This window comes from Falsiroseomonas sp. CW058 (genome assembly GCF_050563535.1).
Classification (GTDB): Bacteria; Pseudomonadota; Alphaproteobacteria; order Acetobacterales; family Acetobacteraceae; genus Falsiroseomonas.
Genome location: NZ_JBNXUO010000006.1, coordinates 59,283 through 81,860, shown reverse-complemented (window position 1 = coordinate 81,860; position 22,578 = coordinate 59,283). Strand labels below are relative to the sequence as shown.

Annotated in this window: 22 protein-coding genes; 15 read left to right on the top strand and 7 right to left on the bottom strand. The window is 73.9% G+C overall.

The window, feature by feature from the left end:
- Nucleotides 1-18 precede the first annotated feature (18 nt).
- Genes ACK8OX_RS07240 through ACK8OX_RS07225 form a run of 4 tightly spaced genes read right to left on the bottom strand, consistent with a single transcriptional unit; the run spans nt 19 to nt 3,878 of the window.
- Nucleotides 19-1,134 (bottom strand): NAD(P)/FAD-dependent oxidoreductase, encoded by a 1,116-nt coding sequence (locus tag ACK8OX_RS07240; protein WP_430663283.1) that lies wholly within the window; start codon nt 1,132-1,134, stop codon nt 19-21.
- Nucleotides 1,131-2,588 carry an FAD-dependent oxidoreductase gene (locus tag ACK8OX_RS07235; protein ID WP_430663281.1) on the bottom strand — a complete coding sequence of 486 codons (1,458 nt, stop codon included), beginning with the start codon at nt 2,586-2,588 and terminating at the stop codon, nt 1,131-1,133. The genes ACK8OX_RS07240 and ACK8OX_RS07235 overlap by 4 nt, the downstream gene beginning before the upstream one ends.
- Nucleotides 2,471-2,767 (bottom strand): (2Fe-2S)-binding protein, encoded by a 297-nt coding sequence (locus tag ACK8OX_RS07230; protein ID WP_430663280.1) that lies wholly within the window; start codon nt 2,765-2,767, stop codon nt 2,471-2,473. Before ACK8OX_RS07230 ends, ACK8OX_RS07235 begins: the two co-directional genes overlap by 118 nt.
- On the bottom strand, nt 2,751-3,878 hold the full coding sequence (locus ACK8OX_RS07225; RefSeq protein ID WP_430663278.1) for an NAD(P)/FAD-dependent oxidoreductase: 1,128 nt from the start codon (nt 3,876-3,878) through the stop codon (nt 2,751-2,753). The genes ACK8OX_RS07230 and ACK8OX_RS07225 overlap by 17 nt, the downstream gene beginning before the upstream one ends.
- 60 nt (nt 3,879-3,938) lie before the next feature.
- Between ACK8OX_RS07225 and ACK8OX_RS07220 the strand changes: the two genes are divergently transcribed.
- Nucleotides 3,939-5,447, top strand: a complete 1,509-nt coding sequence (locus tag ACK8OX_RS07220; RefSeq protein ID WP_430663277.1) for an ABC transporter substrate-binding protein — start codon at nt 3,939-3,941, stop codon at nt 5,445-5,447.
- Between the two features lie 16 nt (nt 5,448-5,463).
- Here ACK8OX_RS07220 and ACK8OX_RS07215 read toward each other — a convergent pair whose 3' ends face one another.
- Nucleotides 5,464-6,165, bottom strand: a complete 702-nt coding sequence (locus tag ACK8OX_RS07215; RefSeq protein ID WP_430663275.1) for a glutathione S-transferase N-terminal domain-containing protein — start codon at nt 6,163-6,165, stop codon at nt 5,464-5,466.
- Nucleotides 6,166-6,219: 54 nt separating this feature from the next.
- Here ACK8OX_RS07215 and ACK8OX_RS07210 point away from each other — a divergent pair, with 54 nt between their 5' ends.
- Both ACK8OX_RS07210 and mscL read left to right on the top strand, forming a co-directional pair.
- Nucleotides 6,220-7,524, top strand: coding sequence for a M20 family metallopeptidase (locus ACK8OX_RS07210; protein ID WP_430663274.1), 1,305 nt, complete (start codon nt 6,220-6,222; stop codon nt 7,522-7,524).
- Between the two features lie 74 nt (nt 7,525-7,598).
- Nucleotides 7,599-8,048, top strand: coding sequence for a large conductance mechanosensitive channel protein MscL (mscL, locus tag ACK8OX_RS07205; protein WP_430663273.1), 450 nt, complete (start codon nt 7,599-7,601; stop codon nt 8,046-8,048).
- 6 nt (nt 8,049-8,054) lie between these two features.
- Here the strand turns inward: mscL and ACK8OX_RS07200 are convergent, their stop codons facing one another.
- On the bottom strand, nt 8,055-9,026 hold the full coding sequence (locus ACK8OX_RS07200; RefSeq protein WP_430663272.1) for a Bug family tripartite tricarboxylate transporter substrate binding protein: 972 nt from the start codon (nt 9,024-9,026) through the stop codon (nt 8,055-8,057).
- A 122-nt stretch (nt 9,027-9,148) separates the two neighbouring features.
- Here ACK8OX_RS07200 and ACK8OX_RS07195 point away from each other — a divergent pair, with 122 nt between their 5' ends.
- Genes ACK8OX_RS07195 through ACK8OX_RS07175 form a run of 5 tightly spaced genes read left to right on the top strand, consistent with a single transcriptional unit; the run spans nt 9,149 to nt 13,257 of the window.
- Nucleotides 9,149-9,526, top strand: a complete 378-nt coding sequence (locus ACK8OX_RS07195; RefSeq protein WP_430663271.1) for a hydroxyisourate hydrolase — start codon at nt 9,149-9,151, stop codon at nt 9,524-9,526.
- A gap of 37 nt (nt 9,527-9,563) precedes the next feature.
- Complete coding sequence (locus ACK8OX_RS07190) at nt 9,564-10,859, top strand: MATE family efflux transporter (protein WP_430663270.1); 1,296 nt, start codon at nt 9,564-9,566, stop codon at nt 10,857-10,859.
- A gap of 45 nt (nt 10,860-10,904) precedes the next feature.
- Nucleotides 10,905-12,035, top strand: a complete 1,131-nt coding sequence (locus ACK8OX_RS07185) for an acyl-CoA dehydrogenase family protein (RefSeq protein WP_430663269.1) — start codon at nt 10,905-10,907, stop codon at nt 12,033-12,035.
- Complete coding sequence (locus ACK8OX_RS07180) at nt 12,032-12,796, top strand: 3-ketoacyl-ACP reductase (RefSeq protein ID WP_430663268.1); 765 nt, start codon at nt 12,032-12,034, stop codon at nt 12,794-12,796. The genes ACK8OX_RS07185 and ACK8OX_RS07180 overlap by 4 nt, the downstream gene beginning before the upstream one ends.
- The gene (locus tag ACK8OX_RS07175; RefSeq protein ID WP_430663266.1) at nt 12,793-13,257 is read left to right on the top strand and encodes a MaoC/PaaZ C-terminal domain-containing protein; all 465 of its coding nucleotides are present in this window, start codon (nt 12,793-12,795) and stop codon (nt 13,255-13,257) included. Before ACK8OX_RS07180 ends, ACK8OX_RS07175 begins: the two co-directional genes overlap by 4 nt.
- A gap of 1 nt (nt 13,258) precedes the next feature.
- Here ACK8OX_RS07175 and ACK8OX_RS07170 read toward each other — a convergent pair whose 3' ends face one another.
- Nucleotides 13,259-13,978 (bottom strand): enoyl-CoA hydratase/isomerase family protein, encoded by a 720-nt coding sequence (locus ACK8OX_RS07170; protein ID WP_430663265.1) that lies wholly within the window; start codon nt 13,976-13,978, stop codon nt 13,259-13,261.
- A 68-nt stretch (nt 13,979-14,046) separates the two neighbouring features.
- Between ACK8OX_RS07170 and ACK8OX_RS07165 the strand changes: the two genes are divergently transcribed.
- From ACK8OX_RS07165 to ACK8OX_RS07135, 7 genes are all read left to right on the top strand, one after another.
- Nucleotides 14,047-15,606 (top strand): acyl CoA:acetate/3-ketoacid CoA transferase, encoded by a 1,560-nt coding sequence (locus tag ACK8OX_RS07165; protein ID WP_430663264.1) that lies wholly within the window; start codon nt 14,047-14,049, stop codon nt 15,604-15,606.
- On the top strand, nt 15,603-16,037 hold the full coding sequence (locus ACK8OX_RS07160; RefSeq protein ID WP_430663263.1) for a MaoC/PaaZ C-terminal domain-containing protein: 435 nt from the start codon (nt 15,603-15,605) through the stop codon (nt 16,035-16,037). Before ACK8OX_RS07165 ends, ACK8OX_RS07160 begins: the two co-directional genes overlap by 4 nt.
- Nucleotides 16,038-16,122: 85 nt before the next feature.
- A complete protein-coding gene (locus ACK8OX_RS07155; RefSeq protein ID WP_430663262.1) occupies nt 16,123-17,121 on the top strand; it encodes a TRAP transporter substrate-binding protein in 999 nt (332 codons plus the stop codon).
- Nucleotides 17,122-17,217: 96 nt separating this feature from the next.
- Nucleotides 17,218-17,733: a TRAP transporter small permease gene (locus tag ACK8OX_RS07150; protein WP_430663261.1), complete on the top strand. Its 516-nt coding sequence runs from the start codon at nt 17,218-17,220 to the stop codon at nt 17,731-17,733.
- On the top strand, nt 17,730-19,049 hold the full coding sequence (locus ACK8OX_RS07145; RefSeq protein ID WP_430663260.1) for a TRAP transporter large permease: 1,320 nt from the start codon (nt 17,730-17,732) through the stop codon (nt 19,047-19,049). The genes ACK8OX_RS07150 and ACK8OX_RS07145 overlap by 4 nt, the downstream gene beginning before the upstream one ends.
- A 37-nt stretch (nt 19,050-19,086) precedes the next feature.
- Nucleotides 19,087-20,847, top strand: a complete 1,761-nt coding sequence (locus tag ACK8OX_RS07140) for an ABC transporter transmembrane domain-containing protein (RefSeq protein WP_430663259.1) — start codon at nt 19,087-19,089, stop codon at nt 20,845-20,847.
- Nucleotides 20,844-22,577, top strand: a complete 1,734-nt coding sequence (locus ACK8OX_RS07135) for a methyltransferase (protein ID WP_430663258.1) — start codon at nt 20,844-20,846, stop codon at nt 22,575-22,577. Before ACK8OX_RS07140 ends, ACK8OX_RS07135 begins: the two co-directional genes overlap by 4 nt.
- Nucleotide 22,578 lies beyond the last annotated feature (1 nt).

Sequence of the window (22,578 nt, the reverse complement as noted above, 5' to 3'; positions counted from 1 at the left end):
GGCGTGCAGCCTGCCCCATCACGCGGCGCTGCGGAAGCGGTCCTGGCTGAAGGGCGCGACCGGAAGGTTGGTGGCGCCCCGCGCCATCAGCTCCGCGATGGCGGCGCCGGCGGCCGGGCTCAGCTGGAAGCCGTGGCCGGAGAAGCCGAAGCTGTGGAACAGGCCGGGCAGCGTCCGGCTTTCGCCCATCACCGGGATCTGGTCGGGCGTCCGCGCCTCGATCCCCGCCCAGCTGCGCATGATCCGCGCGCCCCGCATGATGGGGAACAGCTCGGACGCGATGCGGGCGGCATGGGCCAGGCTGTCGAACAGCACGGTCGAGGTCTCGGCCGCCGGGTCGTTCCTGCCCTGGTGGCCGCCGCCGATCACCACCGTGCCCGTCGCCGTCTGCTTGAAGGACAGCGGGCGGGAGGAGCCGCCGACGGTCGGCTCGCAGAAGCGCGGCATCCGCTCCGTCACGATCATCATGCTCGCCTTGACGCCGCAGGGGATGTCCTCCCCCACCAGGGCCGCGAGGTCGCGCGCCCAGGCGCCGGCGCAGTTGGCCACGCGCTCCGCCTCGAAGGGGCCGTGGTCGGTCCCGATCCGGATGGTGCCGGCGGCGGTGGCGGCGAGGCCGGTGACGGCCACCCCTTCGCGGATCGCGACGCCCGCCGCCTCGGCGGCGCGGCGGAAGGCCATGACGGTGCGCATCGGGTCGGCCGCGCCGTCGTCGCGCGTCACCAGCCCGCCCAGCACATGCGGCGAGATGGCGGGCAGCAGGCGACGCAGCTCCGCCCGGTCCACCAGTTCCTCATGCGTCCAGCCCAGCGCGCGCACCTGCGCCTCCCGCTGCGCCATCCTCCGCAGGTCGTCCTCGGTCTCCGCCACCTTCACCTGGCCGGTGGCCTGGAAGCCGCAATCGTCGCCGACGAGGGCCGGCATGGCGTGCCACATCTCGTTCGCGACGGCCGAGAGCGCGATCTCCGCGAGGTCGCGGCCGAGCCGGCGCACGCCGCCCGCATTCACCCCGCTGGAATGCCGCCCGACATGCCGCCGCTCCAGCAGCGTCACCGCCCAGCCGGGGGTGCGGGCCAGGTGCAGCGCGGTGGAAAGCCCGTGCAGCCCGCCGCCGATGACGACCGCCCTGTTCACTTCGCCAGCGCCGCCAGCTCGCCCAACGTCAGCGGCTTGGTGGGGAAGCGCGTGCGGAAGGGATCCACCGCCGCGGGGTCGACGCCGCGCGCCGCGGCGATCACGCCATGCACCGCGGGGCCGCAGATGCGCCCCTGGCAGGGGCCCATGCCGGCGCGGGTGAAGGCCTTGGTCTGGTTGGCGCCGAGGCAGCCCAGCGTCACGGCCTCCCGCACCCGGCCCGCCGTCACCTCCTCGCAGCGGCACAGCACCGTCTCGTCCGGGATGGCGGCCGCGGGCAGCGGCGGGAACAGCGCGTCGAGGAAGGCGCGCGGCGCCATCTGCCGGCTGCGGGCGAGCCGGAGCCGCCCCGCCTCCGCGTCGCGCCGGTCGGCGCCGATGCGGCCCAGCGCGCGCGCCGCCTCGATCGCCGCGATCCGGCCGGACAGCGCGGCCGCGCGCGCGCCGCCGATCCCGCCCGAATCGCCGGCCACCATCACGCCCTCGACCGTGGTGTTGCCCCATTCGTCGAGCCGCGGGCGCCAGCAGAGCTGCGCCGCATCCCACTCATGCGCGCAGCCGGGGATGGCGCGCGTCACCTGCGTGTTCGGCACCACGCCGTCATGCAGCAGCAGCAGGTCCGCCTCGTGCGCGACGCCGTCGAGCGTGATGCGCTCCAGCCGGCCATCGCCCTCGGCACGCAGCGCCTCGCCGCGCAGGATGGGCACGCCGCTGCGCTTCACCGCGCGCTGCCAGGCGAGGCCCTTCAGCAGGTAGCCCGGCGCCATCAGCGCCCGCGGCAGCTTCCACAGCGCCGTCGGCGGCACCCCGTGCGACAGGTCGACGATGCCGGCGAAGCTTCCGCCCGCGGCGATCGCCTGGTGGGCATAGAGCCAGAGCAGCGGCCCCTGCCCGGCGATCCACGCCTTCCCCTGCGGCTTCAGCCCCGCCGTCTTCAGCGCGATCTGCGCGGCCCCCACGCTCATCACCCCCGGCAGGGTCCAGCCGGGGACCGGCAGCGGCCGTTCGGTGGCGCCGGCGCAGAGAAGGATGCGCCCGGCGGTGGCGGACCTCGCCTCGCCGCCCTCGGACCAGAAGACCTTGCCGCCCGGCTCCACCGCCCACAGCACAGCGCCGAAGCGGCATTCCGCGCCCGCGGCGCGCAGCCCGGCCGCAAGCCGCCGGCCATCCGCGTCCTGGTCGTCCTTCGCCGCGCGGATCTCCACCGCGCGATGCACCTGGCCGCCGGGAGACGCGTTCTCGTCCAGCAGCAGCACGGAAAGGCCGAGCCTCCGCGCCTCCGCCACCGCCGCCATGCCCGCGGGGCCGGCGCCGAGGATCAGCAGGTCGGGCGCGGTCACGCCGCCTCCTCCGCCAGCGACCGCACGCCGCGCTGCGGCGCGGCGCGCAGCCCGGCGCGCACCGGCACCAGGCAGGCTTGCACGTTCTCCTCGCCCTCCAGCACCACCAGACAATCGAAGCAGGCGCCCATCATGCAGAAGGCGCCGCGCGGCGCGCCGCTGACCGGCGTCTCGCGGAAGGCGGTGATGCCGGCGGCGAGCAGGGCGGCGGCCAGGCTCTCGCCGGCGCGCGCCGGCACCTCGCGCCCGTCCCACAGGATGGTGCAGTCGGGCGGGTCAGTGCGCTGGAACATGGGTCATTCCGACGAAACGGGAGGGATGGAGGTCGGCCGCGTGCTCCGGCAGGGTGCCGGCCAGGATGCCCTCCGCCAGCGGCCCCGCATGGGCGGCGGCGAGGGTCACGCCGGAATGGCACACGGCCACGAAGCAGCCGGGATGCGTCGCGCTCTCGGCATAGGCGGGGAAGCCGTCCGGCGTCATCGGCCGCAGCGCCGCCCAGGCGCGCACCATCCGCGCCCGCGCCAGCACCGGCAGCACGCGGATCGCCTGCGCCGCCATCCGCGCCAGCGCGGCGGTGGTGGTCGGCGTCTCGAAGCTGCCGTCATCCTCGTTCGTGACGCCGATCTGGATTGTGCCGTCGCCGGTCTGGCGCAGCGCGCTGGCCGGCAGGGGCAGGATCGGCGGCAGGCGTTCGGTGACGATGTTCTGCCCGCGCACCGGGCGCACCGGCACGTCGAGCCCGACCATCGCCGCAAGCCGCGTGGTGGCGACGCCGGCCGCCACGACGATGCGTTCCGCCAGCAGCGCCGTGCCGTCGGCGCGGTGGATGCGGTGGAAGCCGCCCACCTTGTCGATGGCGGTGACGGGCGCGCCCGGCAGGTGCGCCCCCCCCGCCGCACGCAGCCCGGCATGCAGGCCGCGCAGCAGGGTCAGCGGGTCCACATGCCCGTCGGTCGGGTCGTAGCTGGCGCCGGTCACCTCCGGCCCCAGCGGGCAGCCGGGCATCAGTTCCAGCAATTCCCGCCGGTCCACGATGCGGACGGTGTGGTGGCCCTGGTTGTGGCGGCGGCGCACGAAGTCCCGCCGCGCCTCCATCTCCCGCTCGCCGAGGCAGAAGCTGAGCCCGCCCACCGCGCGGTACTGCACGTCCCGCCCCGCCAGGGACGAGGCGCGTTCCGCCAGCGCGGGCCAGAGCGCGACGCTGCGCCGCGTCCAGGCGGCATAGGGATACATCCCGTCGCCCTTCGACTGCGCCCAGACCAGCCCGAAATTCCCGCGCGAGGCGCGCAGCGCCGTGTCGCCCTCGTCCAGCACGGCGACGCGCGCCCCCCGCTCGGCGCAGCCGAAGCCGATCGCGGTCCCCACCATGCCGCCGCCGAGCACGGCAAGATCATAGCGTTCCATGGTTGCGAGCGTGGCCCGGCTGGCCCCATCCTGCAAGCCGTCGGGGCGGGAGCGAAGGCGATGGGCTTGCGGATGATGGCGGCGGCCGCGCTGGTGGCGTTCCCACTGGCGGCGGGGGCGCAGACGCTGCGCGTCGGCCTGATCGCGCAGGACATGGGCACGACGGACCCGCACCGCGCCAGCGCGACGCAGGACAAGGCCCCGCTGTCCTGGGCGCATGACGCGCTGGTGCGCTTTCCCCCCGGCAGCGCCGACCCCGCCCGGCTGGAGCCCGACCTGGCGGAGGGCTTCACGCGTTCCCCCGACGGCCTGACCTACACCTTCCGCCTGCGGCAGGGCGTGCGCTTCCACGACGGCAGCCCGCTGGAGGGGGAGGATGTCGTCTTCTCGCTCCGCCGCGCCGCGGACCCTGCGCGCAGCGCCTTCTCCTCCGACTACGCGCCGGTCGCCGCGGTCGAGCTGGTGGACCCGATGACGGTGCGCGTGACGCTGCGGGAAGCGGTGGCCGGCGCGCTTGGCCTGTTCGCCAACTACCATGGCGGCATGATCGTCTCCCGCCGGGCCGATGCCGGCGGCTTCCAGCAGGGCACCGGCCCCTTCCGGATGGAGCGCGCTGCCGGCGGGCAGGCGCGGATGGTGGCCTTCGACGGCCACTGGCGCGGCCGCCCGGCGATCCGCGCCATCGACCTGCGCTTCATCACCTCGGACGCGACGCGGGAACTGGCCTACACGGCGGGGGAGCTCGATCTCATCATCGGCCGGCGCGAACAGCGATGGGTGGAGCGGATGCGCGCCCTGCCGAACACGGCGGTGGAGGTCTTCGGCCCGGGCGAGTTCCGCACCATCCTGATCAGCAGCCGCAGCGCCCCGCTGAACGACCCGCGCGTGCGCCGCGCCGTGCAGCACGCGATCGACCCCGGCGCCATCGCGCGCTTCGTCGGGCTCGACGTCGCCACGCCCTGGGCCAGCCCGGTCCCGCCCGGCTATCTCGGCGCCACGCAGGAGGTGCCGCGCTTCGCCCCCGACCCGACCCGCGCCCGCGCCCTGCTGGCCGAGGCCGGACACCGCGACGGGGTGGCGATCCGCGCCGTCGTCTCCTCCAACTCCGCGCAGCTGCCGATCATGGAGGTGGTGCAGGCGCAGCTGCGCCGCGCCGGCATCCGGCTGGAGATGGACGTGGTGGAACACGCGACCTACCACGCGCGCATCCGCCAGGACCTGTCGCAGATAACCTTCTACGGCGCCGCGCGCTATCCGGTGGCGGACAGTTATCTCGGCCAGTTCTACCATTCCCGCAGCGCGCCGGGGCGGCCGACCATGTCGCTGAACTTCGCCCATTGCGACGCCGCCGATGCCGAGATCGACGCTGCCCGGGCCGAGCCGGACGAGGCGCGGCAGATGGCGCTCTGGGCCGCCGCGCAGCGGAAGATCCTGGAAGCCGGGTGCAGCGTGCCGCTCTACGACCTGCTGCAGGTCTGGGTGCGGCGGGCGAATGTCAACCTGGGCTACCGGCTGGAGGGCAGCCTCAACCTCGGCCCGCCGGTGACGCAGGCGACGCGGATCGAGTAGCGCGCCCCTCCCCGCCTCACGGCCAGGCGGCGCAGGCCTCCCACCCGATCTCGCGCGCCTGTGCCTCCGCCCCCTCCACCCATTCGCGCACCAGCGGGTGCCCGAGCACCGCATCGGCATAGGCCTGCGCGTCGGGCGCGAGGGGCACGGAATAGGTGCGGAAGCGGCTCGCCATCGGCGCCCACATCGCATCCGCGAAGCCGAAGCGCGCGCCGAACAGGAAGGGCCCGCCCGCGCCCCAGCGCGCGCGTGTCCCCCGCCAGCTCTCCTGCACGCGCGCCACCTGCCCCTCCACCCCCGGCCGGCCCAGCAGCTTGGCGTTGGAAGGGATGCCGTCCCGGATCGGCCAGCGCTTCACCAGGTTCATCGGCAGCGCCGCGCGAAGCTCGGCGAAATGCGCGTGCATCTCGGCGGCCGAGCTGCGCGCCGCCGCGCGCGCGCCGCGCTCCGCCGGCCAGATGTCGCAGCCCGGCGCCAGTTCCCACAGGTATTCCGCGATCGCCAGCGTGTCGGTGATGGCGAGCCCGTCATGGAACAGCACCGGGATCAGCCCGGTGGGCGAGACCTCCGCGAGCCGCGCCTTGCTGTCGGGGCGGGAGAGGAACAGCGTCTCCGCCTCGAAGGGAAGGCCGGAAAGGCGGCAGGCCAGCCAGCCGCGCATGGTCCAGGTGGAGGACCACTTCGCCCCGATCACCAGCCGCATCCCGCCCCCGGTCATTGACGCATCCCCCCTGCCGCCGGACGATGCGGCGCAACGCCGGAGAGGACAAGCATGGACGATGTGGCAGCGCGCGTGGACCGCGCGGCGGAAGCCGGCGGCGACGACGCCGTGGCATTCCTGCGGGAGCTGATCCGTCTGCAATCGAGGGGCGAGGCCGCGGTGCAGGCCCGCATCGCCGCCGCCTGCGAGGCGATCGGCTGCGAGGTGGAGCGCCGCCGCTACCGCCCGGCCGAGGTCCCGCTGCGCGAGGAATTCGCCGACGGGGCCGCGATGGCGGCGGAGGAACGCGAAGCCGTGCTCGCCCGCTTCCGCGGCACCGGCGGCGGCCGCAGCGTGATCTTCTTCGCCCATCCGGATGGCGAACCCTTCCAGCCCGACCACGGCTGGCGGCACGACCCGCTGGCCGGCGGGATCGAGGGCGGGAGGATCCATGGCTGGGGCGTGGCGGACGACCTGGCCGGCGTCGCCACCATGGTGGAGGCGCTGCGCGTGCTGCGCGCGGCGGGGCTGTCGCCGAAGGGCGACGTCATCCTGGCCAGCACGCCGTCGAAGCGCCATGCGCGGGGGGTCCATGCGCTGCTGCATGGTGGCGTCGCGGCCGATGCCGCGGTCTATCTCCATCCCGCCGAATCCGGCGTCGGCATGCGGGAGGTGAAGGCGCTCGCCCCCGGCCAGCTGGTCTTCCGCATCACCGTGCCCGGCCGCCTGCCCGACACGCAGGAACCCGGCCACGCCGCCTTCGCGCATGTCGCGGTGAACCCGGTCGACAAGGCGATGGTCGTGCTGGCGGCGCTGCGCGCGCTCGATGCGCGGCGCGGCGTGCGGGTTCGCCACCCGGCGCTGGATGCTGCCATCGGCCGGTCCACCAACCTGCTGGTGGGCGACATCCGCACGCTCGGTGATGGCCGCGCCGCGCGAGTCGCGCCTGCGGTGCAACTGTCCTGCGCGCTCGCCTTCCCGCCCGGGGAGAAGCTGGCCGAGGTACGGGCGGAGGTGGAAGCCGCGCTGCGCGAGGCGGCGGCGGGCGACGACTTCCTGCGCGACAACCCGCCGCAGGTTGCCTTCCTGTCCGGCGTGACGGGGGCGGAGGTCGCGCTCGACCACCCCCTGTGGCAGGTGACGAGCGAGGCGGTGCGCCGCGGCACCGGCCACCTTCCGCACATCAACCCGCTGCACACCTCCTCCGACATCCGCAACCCGATGGTGCAGTCGGGCATCCCCTGCGTCGGGCTCGGCCCGCTCTGCGGCGACCTGACGCAGAACGGCGGGCGCGACGAATGGGTGGATGTCGCGGATTACCGGCGCGGCGTCGCGGTGGTCGCCGCGCTCATCGCCGGATGGTGCGGGGTGTCGTAGCCGCCGCGGCGCATTTTCGGCTTGGCGCGGCGGGCGGCCGCCGCGCTACCCTCCCCCGCACCCGGAGGGACGCCATGCCGCCGACCATCCCGATCGCCGAACCCGCCTGGCTGCGCGAGTTCAAGGCCTTCATCATGCGCGGCAACGTCATCGACCTTGCCGTCGGCATCGTCATCGGCGCGGCCTTCACCACCATCGTCACCAGCCTGGTCGAGGACCTGATCAACCCGCTGATCGGCGTGCTGATCGGCGGCATCGACTTCTCGAACCTGTTCGTGGTGCTGACCGGCGAACGCCGCGCCTCGCTCGAGGCGACGCGGGAGGGGGGCGCGGCGGTGCTGGCCCTTGGCAAGTTCATCAACGCCATCATCAAGTTCCTGATCGTGGCGCTGGCCATTTTCTGGCTGCTGAAGGCGCTGACGCGGTTCCGCCTGCGGGAGGAGGCCGCGCCCAAGGGCCCGACGCCGTCCGAGCGGCTGCTGGCCGAGATCCTGGAGGAGCTGCGGGCGCGGCCGAAGCCTTAGCCGCCGCTATTCGGGCCGGATGCCCGCCGCCTGCGCCGCGACGCGGGACCGTTGCAGGTCGGCCGCGATGAACTGCGCGAAGCCCTCCGGCGTCGCCACCGCGCCGCCCGCCGCCTCGCCCCCCATCACCGCCATGCGCTCGCGGAAGTCGGGCTCCTGCACGATCGCGCCGAGCGCGGCGGCGAGCGTGGCCAGCGCCTCGGCGGGCGTCCCGGCGGTGGCCAGAACGCCGACATAGGACCCCGCGGTGAAGTCCCGCACGCCCTGCTCCGCCATGGTCGGCACCTCCGGCAGCGCGCGCAGCCGGGTGGAGGACGCGACGGCCAGGATGCGCGCCTGCCCGGCCTGGTGCAGCGGCAGGGCGGTGGAGAATTCGGTGAACAGCATAGGGATGTTCCCCGCGACGAAGTCCGGCACCGCCGCGCCGCCGCCGCGATAGGGGACGTGCAGCAGCGCCGCCCCCGCCGTCGCCTTGAAGGTCTCGAGCGAGAGATGCGTCGCGCTGGCCACCCCGGCGGTGCCGATGCCGAGCGTGTCCGGCCGGGCCCGGGCCGCGGCCACCACGTCGGCCACGCTGCGGAAGGGCGAACCGGGCTGCACGGCCAGGCAATGCGGCACCTGCATCGCCATCCCCACCGGCGCGAAGTCGCGCGCGACGTCGTAGGGCAGCCGCGCCTGCACCACGGGATTGACGCTGAGCGGCCCGTTGGAGCCGACGAGCAGCGTGTAGCCGTCGGGCTGCGCGCGGGCCACCGCCTGCGCCCCCACGCTGCCGCCCGCGCCGGGGCGGTTCTCGATCACCACGGGCTGCCCGAGCCGTTCCTGCAGCCGCGGTTGCAGCAGCCGCGCGACCACATCGGCGTTGCCGCCCGGCGCGAAGGGCACGATCACGCGGATCGGCCGGTCGGGCCAGGCCGCACATGCGGCGCGCAGGGGCAGCGCGGCTGCGGCGGCGGCCAGCAGGTGGCGGCGAAGCATGGCGTCTTTCCCCCGGGCGGTGTCGTTGCGCGCACCATGCCAGCGCGCCCGCCCGGGTCAAGCCGCGCCCACCCTGGCGCCCGCCCCGCGCGCGGCGCAGGATGGCACCGGGGCGGGCGCGGATGCCCTGCCCCCTGGGGGTGGCGATGGGCGGCGGCATCTCGGTGCATGCGGTGGACGTGGCGAACGGGCGCATCGCGCGCGGGATGCTGGTGCAGATCGACCGCATCGAGGAGGACGGCGCGCGGCTCCGCATCGCGGAGGGGCGGATCGCCGCGGACGGCACGCTGGACCACCCGGTCGCGCAGGGGGCCGGGGTCCGCGCCGGCCTGCACGAGATCCTGCTGCATGTCGGCGCCTTCTTCGCCGGGTCGGACCGCCCGCCGCCGCCCTTCCTCGATGTCGTGCCCTTCCGCTTCCGCGTCTTCGACGACGCGCAGCACTACCACCTGCCGGTGAAGTTCACGCCCTGGGGCATGTCGCTGTACCGCGGAGCATGAGGCGTCGCGCCACCATGGGCGGGGCCGCGGCGGGCGCATGATGCGAAGCAGGCTGCGCGCGATCCTGACGCTGGCGGCGCCGACCGCGCTCGTCTCCATCCTCCAGGTCGCGGCGCAGCTGTTCGAGACCTGGCTGGCCGCGCGGCAGGGCACGGCGGCGCTGGCGGGCTGGGCGGTGGTGCTGCCCTTCGCGCTGCTGATGCAGATGATGTCGGCGGGCGCCATGGGCGGCGGGGTGGTCAGCGCCATCGCCCGCGCGCTGGGCGCGGGCCGGCGCGAGGAAGCCTCCGCCCTCGTGCTGCACGCCGCGCTGATCGCGCTGGCCGCGGCGGCGATCTTCGCCCTTCCGCTGGCGCTCGCGCCACGCGCCGTGCTCGGCTGGGTGGGCGGGGCGGAGGCCGCGGCCGCGGCGGCGCCCTATGCCGCCTGGCTGTTCGGCGCGGGGGCGCTGCCGGCCTGGTTCGCCAACACGCTCGCCTCCGTGCTGCGCGGGGCGGGGCGGCATGCGCTGGCGGCGCGGGTGCTGGTGCTGGCCTGGGCGGGGTATCCGCCGCTGGCCTGGGCGCTGGCCGAGCCCGCCGGCATGGGGCTGGCGGGCATCGGCGCCGCCTTCGCGGCGGTCTTCTGGGTGGCGGCGGCGGCGATGGGGCTGGTCGTGCTGCGCGGCGGGGCGGGCTTCCGCCCGGTGCTGCGCGTCGCCCCCTCGCGCGTCATGTTCCGGCGCATCCTCTCGGTCGGGCTCGTCGCCTGCGTCCTGGCGGCGATCGCCAACATGACGACCATCATGGTGACCGCGCAGCTTGCGGCGCAGGGACCGGCGGTGGTGGCGGCCTACGGCATCTCCGCGCGGCTGGAATTCATCATGATCCCCCTCGCCTTCGGCATCGGCTCCGCGCTGACCGCGCTGGTCGGCCGCGCGGTGGGCGGCGGCGACTGGGCGGAGGCGCGGCGCCTGGCCTGGACCGGCGGCGGCCTCGCCTTCCTGCTGGCGGGCGCGGTCGGGCTGGTGGTCACCGCCTTCCCGCTGCCCTTCGCGCGTGCCTTCACCGCCGATGCCGAGGTCGCGGCCATCGCCGCGCGCGCGCTGCGCGTCATCGGGCCGGCCTATGGCTGCTTCGGGCTCGGCATGGCGATGTATTTCGCCTGCCAGGGCGCGGGGCGGATGGGCTGGCCGGTGGCGGCCGCGCTGTCGCGATTCGCGGTCGCGGTGGGGGGCGGGGCGCTGCTGGCCGGGCCTTACGGGCTGGAGGGGCAGTTCCTCGGCGTCGCGCTCGGCATCACCGCCTATGGTCTGGTCACCGCCGCTTCCGTCCGCCCCGCGGTCTGGCGCTGACGGCGCGGCGGCGGCAGGATGCGCGGGACAGGCCGGAGGAACGCCGTGGCCGAAGCCGGGCCGCTCGATGCACTGCGGGACACCGCGCGGCGCTTCGCCGAGAACGAGGTCGCGCCCCGCGCGGCGGAGCTGGACGCGACCGAGGCCTTCCCGCGCGACATCTACCGCGCGCTTGCCAGGCTCGGCCTGTTCGGCATCACCGTGCCCGAGGCGATGGGCGGGGCGGAGGCCGGTACCCTCGCCTATGCCATCGTGATGGAGGAGCTGTCGCGCGGCTATGCCAGCGTGGCGGACCAGCTGGGGCTGGTGGAGCTGGTGGCGACGCTGCTGGCGGAGCACGGCACGGAGGCGCAGCGCGCCGCCTTCCTCGCGCCGCTCCTGCGCTACGACCGCAGCTGCGCCTATGCGCTGACGGAGACGGAGGCGGGGTCGGACCTGGCCGCGCTGCGCAGCACGGCGCGGCGCGACGGCGGCGGCTGGGTGCTGGACGGCACGAAGGCCTGGATCCACATGGCGCCGCTGGCCGATTTCGCCGCCGTGCTGGCCCGCACCGACCCGGCGGCCGGGCATCGCGGCATGTCCATCTTCCTGGTGGACCTGCACGCACCGGGGGTGGAGCGGCTGCGGGCGGAGCACAAGATGGGCCAGCGCGCCTCGCCCGTCGGGGGGCTGCGCTTCGACGGCGTGCGCCTGCCGGCCGATGCGCTGCTGGGGCCGGAAGGGCGCGGCTTCCACATGATGATGTCGGTGCTCGACAAGGGCCGCATCGGCATCGCCGCCCTCGCCCTCGGCATCCTCCAGCGCGCGCTGGAGGAGAGCATCGCCCATGCGAAGGGCCGCGTGCAGTTCGGCAGGCCGATCGCGGAACAGCAGGCGGTCCGCTTCCTGATCGCCGACATGGCGAAGGATGCCCATGCGGCGCGGCTGATGGTGCGCTGCGCGGCGGAACGGATGGACGCCGGCGCGCGCGCGACGCTGGAGGCGAGCATGGCGAAGTGCTTCGCTTCCGACGCCGCGGTGGCGCGCACCGCCGATGCGGTGCAGATCCATGGCGGGTCCGGCTACATCCGCGGCGTGACGGTGGAGCGGCTGTACCGCGACGCCAAGATCACGCAGATCTACGAAGGCACCAACCAGATCCAGCGGGTCATCATGGCGCGGGAGTTGTTGGGATGAGGCCGGTCGCCCTTGTCACCGGCGCGCGGCGCGGCATCGGCCGCGCGGCCTGCGCGGCGCTCGCCGCCGCCGGCTACGACCTGCTGGGCTGCGACCTGGCGGAGGACGGCATGGCGGAGACGGCGGCGGCCGTGCAGGCGGCCGGCGGCCGCTTCGCCCACCGCCTCGCCGACCTCGCGGACCTCGGCGCGATCGAACCGCTGCTGGACTGGGCCTGGCAGGAGGGCGGCGGGATCGAGGCGGTGGTGAACAACGCCGGCATCGGCGCGCTGTCGCGCGGCGACCTGCTGGAGATGACGCCGCAGTCCTGGGACCGCTGCATGGACGTCAACGCCCGCGCGCCCTTCTTCGTCAGCCAGGCCGCAGCCCGGCGGATGCTGGCGGAGGACGCGCCGCGGCGCGGGCCGCGCGGGATCGTCATCGTCTCCTCGGCCAACGCCGCGATGGCGAGCCCGGAGCGCACGGAATACAGCGCCAGCAAGGCGGCGGCGAGCATGGTGGCGCGGTGCCTCGCGCTGCGGCTGGCCGATGACGGCATCCCGGTCTTCGAGATCCGCCCCGGCGTGATCCGCACCGACATGACCGCGCCCGTCGCCGCGCGCTACGCCCAGCGCATCGCCGAGGGCCTGTCCCCGATCCGCCGCTGGGGCGAGGCGGAGGATGTGGGCCGCGCCGTCGCCGCCCTGCTGACCGGCGCCATCCCCTTCTCCACCGGCGATGCCTTCCACATCGACGGCGGCCTGCACCTGCACCGGCTGTGAGGATCGACCCCGCGCTGCTGCGCTACGAACAGGCCGAGCCGGGCCTGTCCTTCGAGACGGGCGGCATCACCGTGACGGAAGGGCACATCCTCGGCTTCGCGGGCCTCACCGGGGATTTCTTCGACATCCACACCGACGACGAGTATGCCCGCGCCCTCGGCTACCCCGGCCGCGTGGCGCACGGGCTTCTGGGACTCGCGCTCTGCGACGGGCTGAAGAACCGCGCCCCGGTGCGCTTCGCGGCGATCGTGTCGCTCAACTGGCGCTGGTCGTTCACCGGCCCGATCCTGGTGGGGGACCGCATCGCGGCGCGGATCACGGTGCTGGCGAAGCGCGCCACGCGCAACCCGGCCCGCGGCATCGTCACGCTGGGCTTCGAACTCCTGAACCAGCGGGGCGAGGTGGTTCAGAAGGGCGAGAACGACCTGATGGTGCACACCGCCGCGATCGACGCAGCCTAGCTCACGTCCCGCGCAGCGCGGCCAGGCACAGCACGTTCATCTCGTTCTCATAGGCGAGGCCCGCCGAGAGCGGCATCTCCATCGCCTGCCGCACCGCGGCCTTCGCCGCCTGCACCGCCACCGGCGGCAACTCCGCCAGGCGGACCGCCAGGCCGAAGGCCGCGGCCTCCTCCATGCCGTCCTCCACCACCTGCTCCACCAGGCGCAGGCGCAGCGCCTCCTCCGCATCCACCTGTTCGCCGGTCAGCAGCAGGCGCATGGCCTGGCCCGGGCCGACCAGCCGCGGCAGCACCTGGCTGGCGCCGCCGCCGCCCACCCAGCCGCGCGTCACCTCGGGGAAGCCGATCCGCGTGCCGCGCGCGGCCACGCGGATGTCGGCGGCCAGCGCCATCTCGAACCCGCCGCCGAGCGCCCAGCCCTTCAGCGCCGCCACCACGGGCTTGCGGATGGACCGCACGGCGCCCGGATAGTCGGGGCGGTGGCGGAAGTCCCAGGGCGTCCGGTAGGCCTCGATCGCGTTCAGGTCCATGCCCGCGCAGAAGGCGCGGCTGCCCGCCCCGCGCAGCATCACCGCGCGGACCGCGTCATCCGCGTTGATTGCCCTCGCATGGTCCGCCAGCTGCGCCGCCATCGCATCGGTGATGGCGTTGTGCTTGCCCGGCCGGTCCAGGGTCAGCACGCCGACGCCCGACCGCATCTCCAGCGTGACCTGGCCGTCCATGCAACTTCCCCCCGCGCCGCCGGCGGGCCCCTTCCCCCCGCGCCGCCGGCCGCTAGACTAGCCGCGAGGTGCAGGAGGAAACCACCGGGATGCGGAAGGTGACGCCGGCGCAGGCCGCATCCCTGGTGCGGGACGGCGACACGCTGCTGATCGGCGGCTCGGGCGGCGGCCATGCGGTGCCGGAGGCGCTGCTCGAAGCCCTCGGCCGCCGCTTCCGCGAAACCGGCAGCCCGCGCGGCCTGACCGCGCTGCATCCGGTGGGCGTCGGCGATGGCGGGAACCGCGGGCTCGGCCACCTCGCGCAGCGCGGCCTGCTGAGGCGGAACATCGCGGGCAGCTACGTCAATTCGCCGCCCGTGGGCGCCATGGCCCTGCGCGACGAGATCGAGGCCTGGTCCCTGCCGCAGGGCGCACTGAGCCAGCTGATGCGGGAGATGGCGGCCGGCCGCGCCGGGCTGCTGACCAGGACCGGCCTACACAGCTTCGTCGACCCGCGCCTGCAGGGCGGCCGGCAGAGCCCCTCCGCGAAGGAGGACCTGGTCGAGCTGGTGGAGTTCCGCGGCGAGGAATGGCTGTTCTACAAGCCCTACCACATCGACGTCGCCTTCCTGCGCGGCACCACGGCGGATGAGGACGGCAACGTCTCGATGGAGCAGGAGGCCGTGACGCTCGAGATGCTGTCGGAAGCGCAGGCGACGCGGCGCTGCGGCGGCATCGTGGTGGTGCAGGTCAAGCGCATGGCGCGGCGCGGCACGCTGCACCCGAAGATGGTGAAGATCCCCGGCATACTGGTGGATTGCGTCGTCGTCGTGCCCGACCAGGAACAGACCTACCTGACGCCCTATTCCCCCGCCTATGCGGGCGAGCTGCGCGTGCCGCTGGGTGACATCCCCGTCCTGCCGCTCGACGCGCGCAAGGTGGTGGCGCGGCGCGGCGCGCTGGAGCTGTTCCCCCGCGCGGTCTGCAACCTCGGCTCCGGCATCTTCACCGGGCTGGCGAATGTGGCGGCGGAGGAAGGCTGCCTCGACGCCGTCTGCCTCACCAATGAACAGGGCAACATCGGCGGCGCCCCGGCCTCGGGCGGCGATGCGGGAGCGGCGATGAACCCCGACATGCAGGTGGACCAGCCCTACCAGTTCGACTTCTACGACGGCGGCGGGCTCGACCTCGCCTTCCTTTCCTTTGCGGAATTCGATGCGGAGGGCAACGTCAATGTCAGCCGCTTCGGGTCGAAGCTGATCGGCCCCGGTGGCTTCATCAACATCAGCCAGCACGCGAGGCGCGTGGTGTTCGGCGGCACGCTGACGGCGGGCGGCAAGCCGAAGGCGGTGCCGCGGGTGGAACAGGTGACCTTCTCCGGCGCCTATGCCGCGCGGCGCGGGCAGCCGGTGCTCTACGTCACCGAGGCGGCGGTGTTCCGCCTGGGCGGCGCGGGGCCGGAACTGGCCGAGATCGCGCCCGGCCTGACGGTGGAGGAGGTGGCGGCGCGCATGGGCTTCCGCCCCGCCCTGGCGCCGGACCTGCGGGAGATGGACCCGCGCCTGTTCCGCGACGCGCGGATGGGCCTTGCCGCCGACATCACCGCGAAGCCGCCGCGCCCCGCCTCCGCCAGGCTCGCCGCGCTGTGAAGCTCGGCATCGCGGCGGGTGACAATGCGAGCCACAGCCGGACCATCACCGAACGCGACCTGCTGCTGACGGCCGAGATCACCGGCGACCACGACCCGCTGCACCTGGACGAGGCCTATGCCGCGACCACCGCCTTCGGCCGGCGCATCGCGCATGGCGTGCTGGTCCAGGGCCTGCTCTCGGCCACCGCATCGGCCATCGCGCGCCGCGCCATCGCGGGCGGGGCGGAAGGCGTGCCCGTCTCGGCCGGCTACGACCGCGTGCGCTTCCTCCGCCCGGTCTTCATCGGCGAGACGCTGACCGCGCGCTACGTGGTCGAGGTTGCGGACGAGGCCCGCGCCCGCAGCGAGGCCGCCTGCGAGGTGGTAAACGGGGCGGGCGAGACCTGCCTGGTCGCGCGCCACATCATGAAATGGGTGGCAACCGGGTAACTGGGCGGTTCCCAAGCGCCGCGGCGCCGGGCTAGCCTTCCTTCCGCAAGCCGGGTCACAGCCGGCACCGATAGGGAGACAGCCCATGGAACGTCGTGCCTTGCTTGGCGCAATCGGCGCCGCCTCCGGCCTGCTCGCCGCCCCCCATGTGGTCCGCGCCCAGGCGCCGGTCACGCTGAACGGCGCGAGCCAGTTCAACGATGAGCACGTCTTCAACCGCTGCATGACCCGCTTCGAGGAGCTGGTGAAGCAGTACTACGGCCGCCCGGTCAATTTCGTGATGCACAAGAACAGCTCCCTCGGGCTCGAGAAGCAGTTCTTCGAATACATGTCGGCCGGCCGCGCGGTGGACTACGCCATCGTCAGCCCCGCCCACATGTCCACCTTCAGCCGTGCCGCGCCCTTCATCGACGCGCCCTTCCTGTTCCGCGACCTGGCGCACTGGAACCAGGTGCTGGACCAGGACCTGTTCAAGCCGGTCGCGGACGAGGTGGCGCGCCGCGCGCGGGTGGAGCTGATCGGCTATGCCGGCGGCGGCATCCGCAACATCTTCTCCTCACGCCCCGCGCGGAACATGGCGGAACTGCGCGGCCTGCGCGTGCGCGTGCAGGGCGCGCCCATCTGGTCCCGCACCTTCCAGGCCATCGGCATGGCCCCCCAGGTCATCGCCTACAACGAGGTCTACAACGCCATCCAGAACAACGTGATCGAGGCCGGCGAGAACGAGGCCGCGGGCGTCGAGCAGATGCGCTTCTACGAGGTCGGGCCGAACCTGCTGATGACGCAGCACGCCATCACCATCCGCCCGCTCTGCTTCTCCTCCGCCACCCTCGCCCGCCTCCCGCGGGAATTGCAGGAGGCGATCCGCCGCGCCGGCCGGGAAGCCGGCGTCTTCGGCCGCCAGACCGAGAGCACGGAGGACGAGCAGAAGGTGGCCGCGCTGGAACAGGCCGGGCGCCTGCGCCGCGTGGCCTTCACCGAACGGGCGCAGATGAACGCCGCCGTGCAGCCCGTGATGGCGACCTATGCGCGGGAGATCGACGCCGAAGGCATCCACGCGCGCATCAACGCCATCACGTCGTAGCGGCCCGGTCCCCTGCCCCGCCCCCCTCCCCCGCACCCTGCGGGGGAGGTCCAGGGCGGGGCCACCGCCGCCTTCCCTGTCCAAGGAGCACTTCGCATGGCGCCAGCCGGCGCACGCGGCACGCTGCGCCGCATCACCGAGGTCTATGCGCGCCTGCTCGACCACCTGCTGGTCGTCTCCGTCGCGCTGATCATCCTGCCGGTCAGCCTGCAGATCTTCGCCCGCTTCACCGACCTGCTGCCCCGCTACATCTGGACCGAGGAACTGTCGCGCTTCCTGCTGGTCTGGATGGTGATGATCGGCGCGATGGTGGGCATGCGGGAGGGAACGCATTTCAACGTCGACCTCTTTCCCGGCCTGAAGGGCCGCGCGAAGGCCGCGGCCGACATCCTGGCCGGCGTCTTCGTGCTGGCCTTCGGCGCCGTCTTCCTGTGGTGGGGGATCGAGTTCACGGACTTCGCCTGGTTCCGCATCAGCGAACTGGCCGAACTGCCGCTGTGGCTGATCCACATCGCCTGGCCGATCGCCGGCTTCACCTGGATCGTCTTCCAGGGCGAGCGGATGTGGGACGACATCCAGGCCCTGCGCCGCGGCGCGAGGGACGGCGCGTGACCGGCGCGGCGCTTTCCGCCGGCCAGGCCGCGGCCCTGCTGTTCGGCGTCTTCTTCTCGCTGCTCGTGCTGCGCGTGCCGGTGGCCGTCGCGCTCGGCCTTGCCTGCCTGCCCGCGCTGGTCATCGAGGACCGGCTCTGGCCGATGATCCTCCTGCAGGAGACGTTCAACGGCTTCAACAGCTTCATCCTGATCGCCGTGCCCTTCTTCCTGCTGGCGGCGAACCTGATGAACATCGGCGGCATCACCGACCGCCTGGTCCGCTTCTCCCGCGCGCTGGTCGGGCACATGCCGGGCAGCCTGGCGCAGATCAACGTCGTGCTGTCGATCTTCTTCGCCGGCATCTCCGGCAGTTCCACCGCCGACGCCGCCAGCCAGTCCAAGATCTTCATCGACGCCCAGCGGAAGGAAGGCTACGACGACAGCTTCTCGGTCGCGATCACCGCCGTCTCGGCCGTGCTCGCCGTCATCATCCCGCCATCCATCCTGATGATCGTCTGGGGCGGCGTGCTGACGGTGTCGATCGGCGGGCTGTTCCTGGCCGGGGTGCTGCCGGGGCTGCTGATCGGCTTCGCGCAGATGGCGACCGTCCACGCCTATGCGAAGGTGCGGAAATACCCCACCTACCAGCGCGCGACGCTACGCGAGTTCTTCTCCTCCCTGGTGGTGTCGGTGCCGGCGCTGCTGACGCCCTTCATCATCATCGGCGGCAAGATCTTCGGCTGGTTCACCGCGACGGAAGCGGCCTGCATCGCCGTGCTCTATGCCGGCGTGCTGTCCATCTTCGTCTACCGCGAGATGGACCTGAAGGGCCTGCGGCTGGCCTTCGCGGAAACCGGGCGGCTGTCGGCCATCACGCTGTTCTGCGTCGGCACGGCGACCGCCTTCGGCTGGCTGCTGGCCTACTACAAGATCCCCGAATCGATGCTGGCCGGCGTCATCGCCTGGGACATGGGGCCGGTCGCGACCGGCTTCTTCATCGCCGGGGTCTTCCTGGTGGTGGGCTGCTTCCTGGACGCGATCCCCGCCATCATCATCGTCGGCACCATCCTCCAGCCCATGGCGGAACATGCGGGGCTGCACCCGATCCACTTCGCCATGATCAGCATCGTGTCGCTGGCCTTCGGGCTGGTGACGCCGCCCTACGGGCTGTGCCTGATGATCTCCTGCGCGGTGGCGGGCATCCGCATGGTGGACGCGCTGCGGGACACGATGATCATGCTCGTGCCGATGTTCCTGGTGCTGGCGCTGCTGATCCTGTGGCCGGACATGGCGCTGCTGCTGCCGCGGCTGATCGAGCCGGACTTCCTGAAGTAGCCTTGCGGGGGGGCGGGTGCGCGTCCACCTTGGCGCGGTGGACACGCCCCCTGCCCGCCCGCCGGTCGCCTCGCTGCGGCTGCTGCTGCCGCATCTGCGCCCCTACCTGCCGCGCGCGCTCGGCGCCGGGGCGGCGCTGCTGCTGGCGGCGGGGCTGACGCTCGCCATCGGGCAGGGCCTGGCGCGGCTGATCGACGAGGGCTTCACGGCCGGCGCGGCGGCGCTCGACCGCTCCGCCCTGCTGATGTTCGGCATCGTCGCGGCGCTCGCGGCCGCGACCTCCGCGCGATACTACCTCGTCTCCTGGCTGGGCGAGCGCGTGGCGGCCGACATCCGCCGCCGCGTCTTCGACCATGTGCTCACCCTCTCCCCCGCCTATTTCGAGACGGCGCGCACCGGCGACATCCTGTCGCGCATGACGGCGGATGTGGCGCTGCTGCAGTCGCTGATCGGCTCCGCCGTGTCGATGGGGCTGCGCAACGCGGTCACCGGGCTCGGCGCGATGGCGATGCTGGTCGCCACCTCCGTCAAGCTCGCCGGCGTCATGCTGGTGGTGGTGCCGCTCGTGGTGGTGCCGCTGGTGGTCTTCGGCCGGCGCGAACGCCGCCTGTCCCGCACCTCGCAGGAACGGGTGGCCGACCTCGCCGCGACGGCGGAGGAGACGCTGAACGGGTTGCGCACCGTGCAGGCCTTCACGCACGAGCCCATCGACCGGCGCCGCTTCGCCGCCGAGGTGGAGGCCTCCGTCGCGGCCGCGCTGAGGCGGGTGGCCAGCCGCACCGGGCTGATCCTGGCGGTCATCCTGCTCGGCTTCGGGGCGATCACCTTCAGCCTGTGGGTCGGCGGGCGCGACGTGGTGGCGGGGCGGATGACGGGGGGCGAGCTGTCGGCCTTCGTCTTCTACGCCGTGCTGCTGGCCAGCTCGGTCGCCACGGTCAGCGAGCTGTGGGGCGAGATCCAGCGCGCCGCCGCCGCGGCCGACCGCCTGCTGGAACTGCTGGCCGCCCGCCCGGCGGTCGAGGCGCCTGCGAACCCCCTCCCCCTGCCCGCCCCGCAGGGCCGCGTCGCCTTCGACCGCGTGCGCTTCGCCTACCCGACCCGCCCCGGCCAGCCGGCGCTGGACGGAGTGTCCTTCGCGGTGGAACCCGGGGAGACGGTGGCCGTCGTCGGCCCGTCCGGCGCGGGCAAGACCAGCCTGTTCCAGCTGCTTCTGCGCTTCTACGACCCGCAGCGTGGCCGGGTGCTGGTGGATGGCGTCGATGCCGCCGCCGTGGACCCCGCCGCGCTCCGCGCCCGCATCGGCCTCGTCCCGCAGGAGCCGCTGATCTTCGGCGCGACGGCGGCCGAGAACATCCGCTACGGCCGGCCGGAGGCGGACGACGCCGCGATCCGCGCCGCCGCCGAGGCCGCCGCCGCGCACGACTTCATCGCCGCCCTGCCGCAGGGCTACGACACCCATCTCGGCGCCCGCGGCGTCACGCTGTCGGGCGGGCAGCGCCAGCGCATCGCCATCGCGCGCGCCATCCTGCGCGACCCGCCGATCCTGCTGCTGGACGAGGCGACGAGCGCGCTGGATGCCGAGAGCGAACGGGCGGTGCAGCAGGCGCTGGAGCGCCTGGCCGCCGGCCGCACGACGCTGGTGGTGGCGCACCGCCTGGCCACCGTGCGCCGCGCCGACCGCATCCTGGTGATGGATGCCGGTCGCATCGTCGCCACCGGCACGCATGACGTGCTGGTGCGGCAGGGCGGGCTCTACGCACGCCTCGCGGCGCTGCAATTCACCGAGGGGGTCGCGTGACGACGCCCGACACGATCGGTGCCTACGACCGGGGCTTCCGGGAATTCACGGCCGCCTACGAGGCCTTCGGCTTCGAGGAGATCCACCGCGGGGCGATGCCCTTCCTGCCGAAGCCGCCCGGCCTCGTGCTGGATGTCGGCGCCGGCAGCGGCCGCGATGCCGCTTGGTTCGCCGGGCAGGGCTTCGAGGTTGTGGCGGTCGAGCCCGCGCCCGCGCTGCGCGCCGAAGCGGCGCGGCTGCATCCCTCGCCGCTGATCCGCTGGCTCGACGACCGGCTGCCGGCGCTGTCGGCGACCCATCGGCTCGGCCTCGGCTTCGACCTGGTCTGGGCGAGCGGGGTGTGGCAGCACATGCGGCCCGAGGACCGGCCGCGGGCCATGCGGAAGCTGGCCACGCTGCTCAAGCCGGGCGGGCGCATGGTGCTGACCCTGCGCCACGGCCCCGCGCCTGAGGACCGGCCGATGTGGCCGGTGGACGCGCAGGAGGTGGAGCGCCTCGGTCTCGACCACGGGCTGGCGCTGCGCGTCGCGACGGAACGGGCGGAGGACCGGCAGGGCCGCGGCGACGTGCGCTGGCAGACCGTCATCCTCGACCTGCCCGACGATGGCGGCGGCGCGCTGCCCCTGCTGCGCGGCGTGATCCTGCGGCAGGAACGCTTCGCCACCTACAAGCTTGCGCTGCTCCGCTGCATCGCGCGCATCGCCGACGCCTCGCCCAACGTCGCGCGGGAGGAGGAGGGGCATGTGGAACTGCCGCTCGGCCTCGTCGCGCTCTACTGGCTGCGGATGTACAAGCCCCTGGTCGAACGCGGGCTGCCGCAGGCGCCCGCCGGTGTCCGGCTGGCCTTCGTCAGGCCCGCCTTCCACGCGCTCCGCCCGCTCGCGCCCTTCGACCTTCGCCCGGGCGGCCTCGTCACGGGCGATGTGGCGGGAAGCCTGCGGAGGGCGCTCGGCGACGCCGCCCGGCTCATCGCCGACATGCCCGCGCGTCACCTGACCTTCGCGGACGACACGCCGGTCTTCCCCGCGGAGGCGCGGCGGCCGCCGCGCGCAGCGGGCACGCTGGCGCTGGACGGGGACCTGTTCTGGAACCTCGGCCGCCTCCGCGTTCCGCTGCATGTCTGGCAGGCCTTGCGCCGCATGGCCGCCTGGATCGAGCCGATGCTGCTGGCCGCCTGGGTGCAGCAGACGCGCGACTTCGCCGCGCGGGCGGGCGTGACGCTGGCCTCCGACGAGGTGCTCGACGCCCTGCGCTGGCTGGAGCCGGCGCGCGACACCGCCCTCGTCCGTGGCCTGGCGGCGTCCCGCCTCGCCCGGGGCGAGCGGGTGGAATGCGTCTGGACCGGAGAGGCGCTGCGCCCCGGCGCGTTCGACATCGACCACTGCCTGCCCTGGTCGGCCTGGGCCTGCAACGACCTCTGGAACCTGCTGCCGGCATCTCCCGCCGCCAACCGCATGAAGTCCGGGCTGATCGTGGCGGCCCCTGCGCTGGCCGAGGCCAAGCCCCGCATCCTTCGCTGGTGGCAGCGCGGCTACCTCGAGGCGGACGACGCGACCCGCGACCGCTTTGCCGAGGAGGCGCGAAGCACCCTGCCGCTGCCGCATGACGGCCCGCCGGAGCTGGATGAGGTCTTCGCCGCGCTGGATTTCCGCCGCCTCCGGCTGCGTCAGGACGCGCAACTGCCCGAATGGGCCGGCTTGGGCACGACGCCGCCCGCCGCGGCGCGATAGC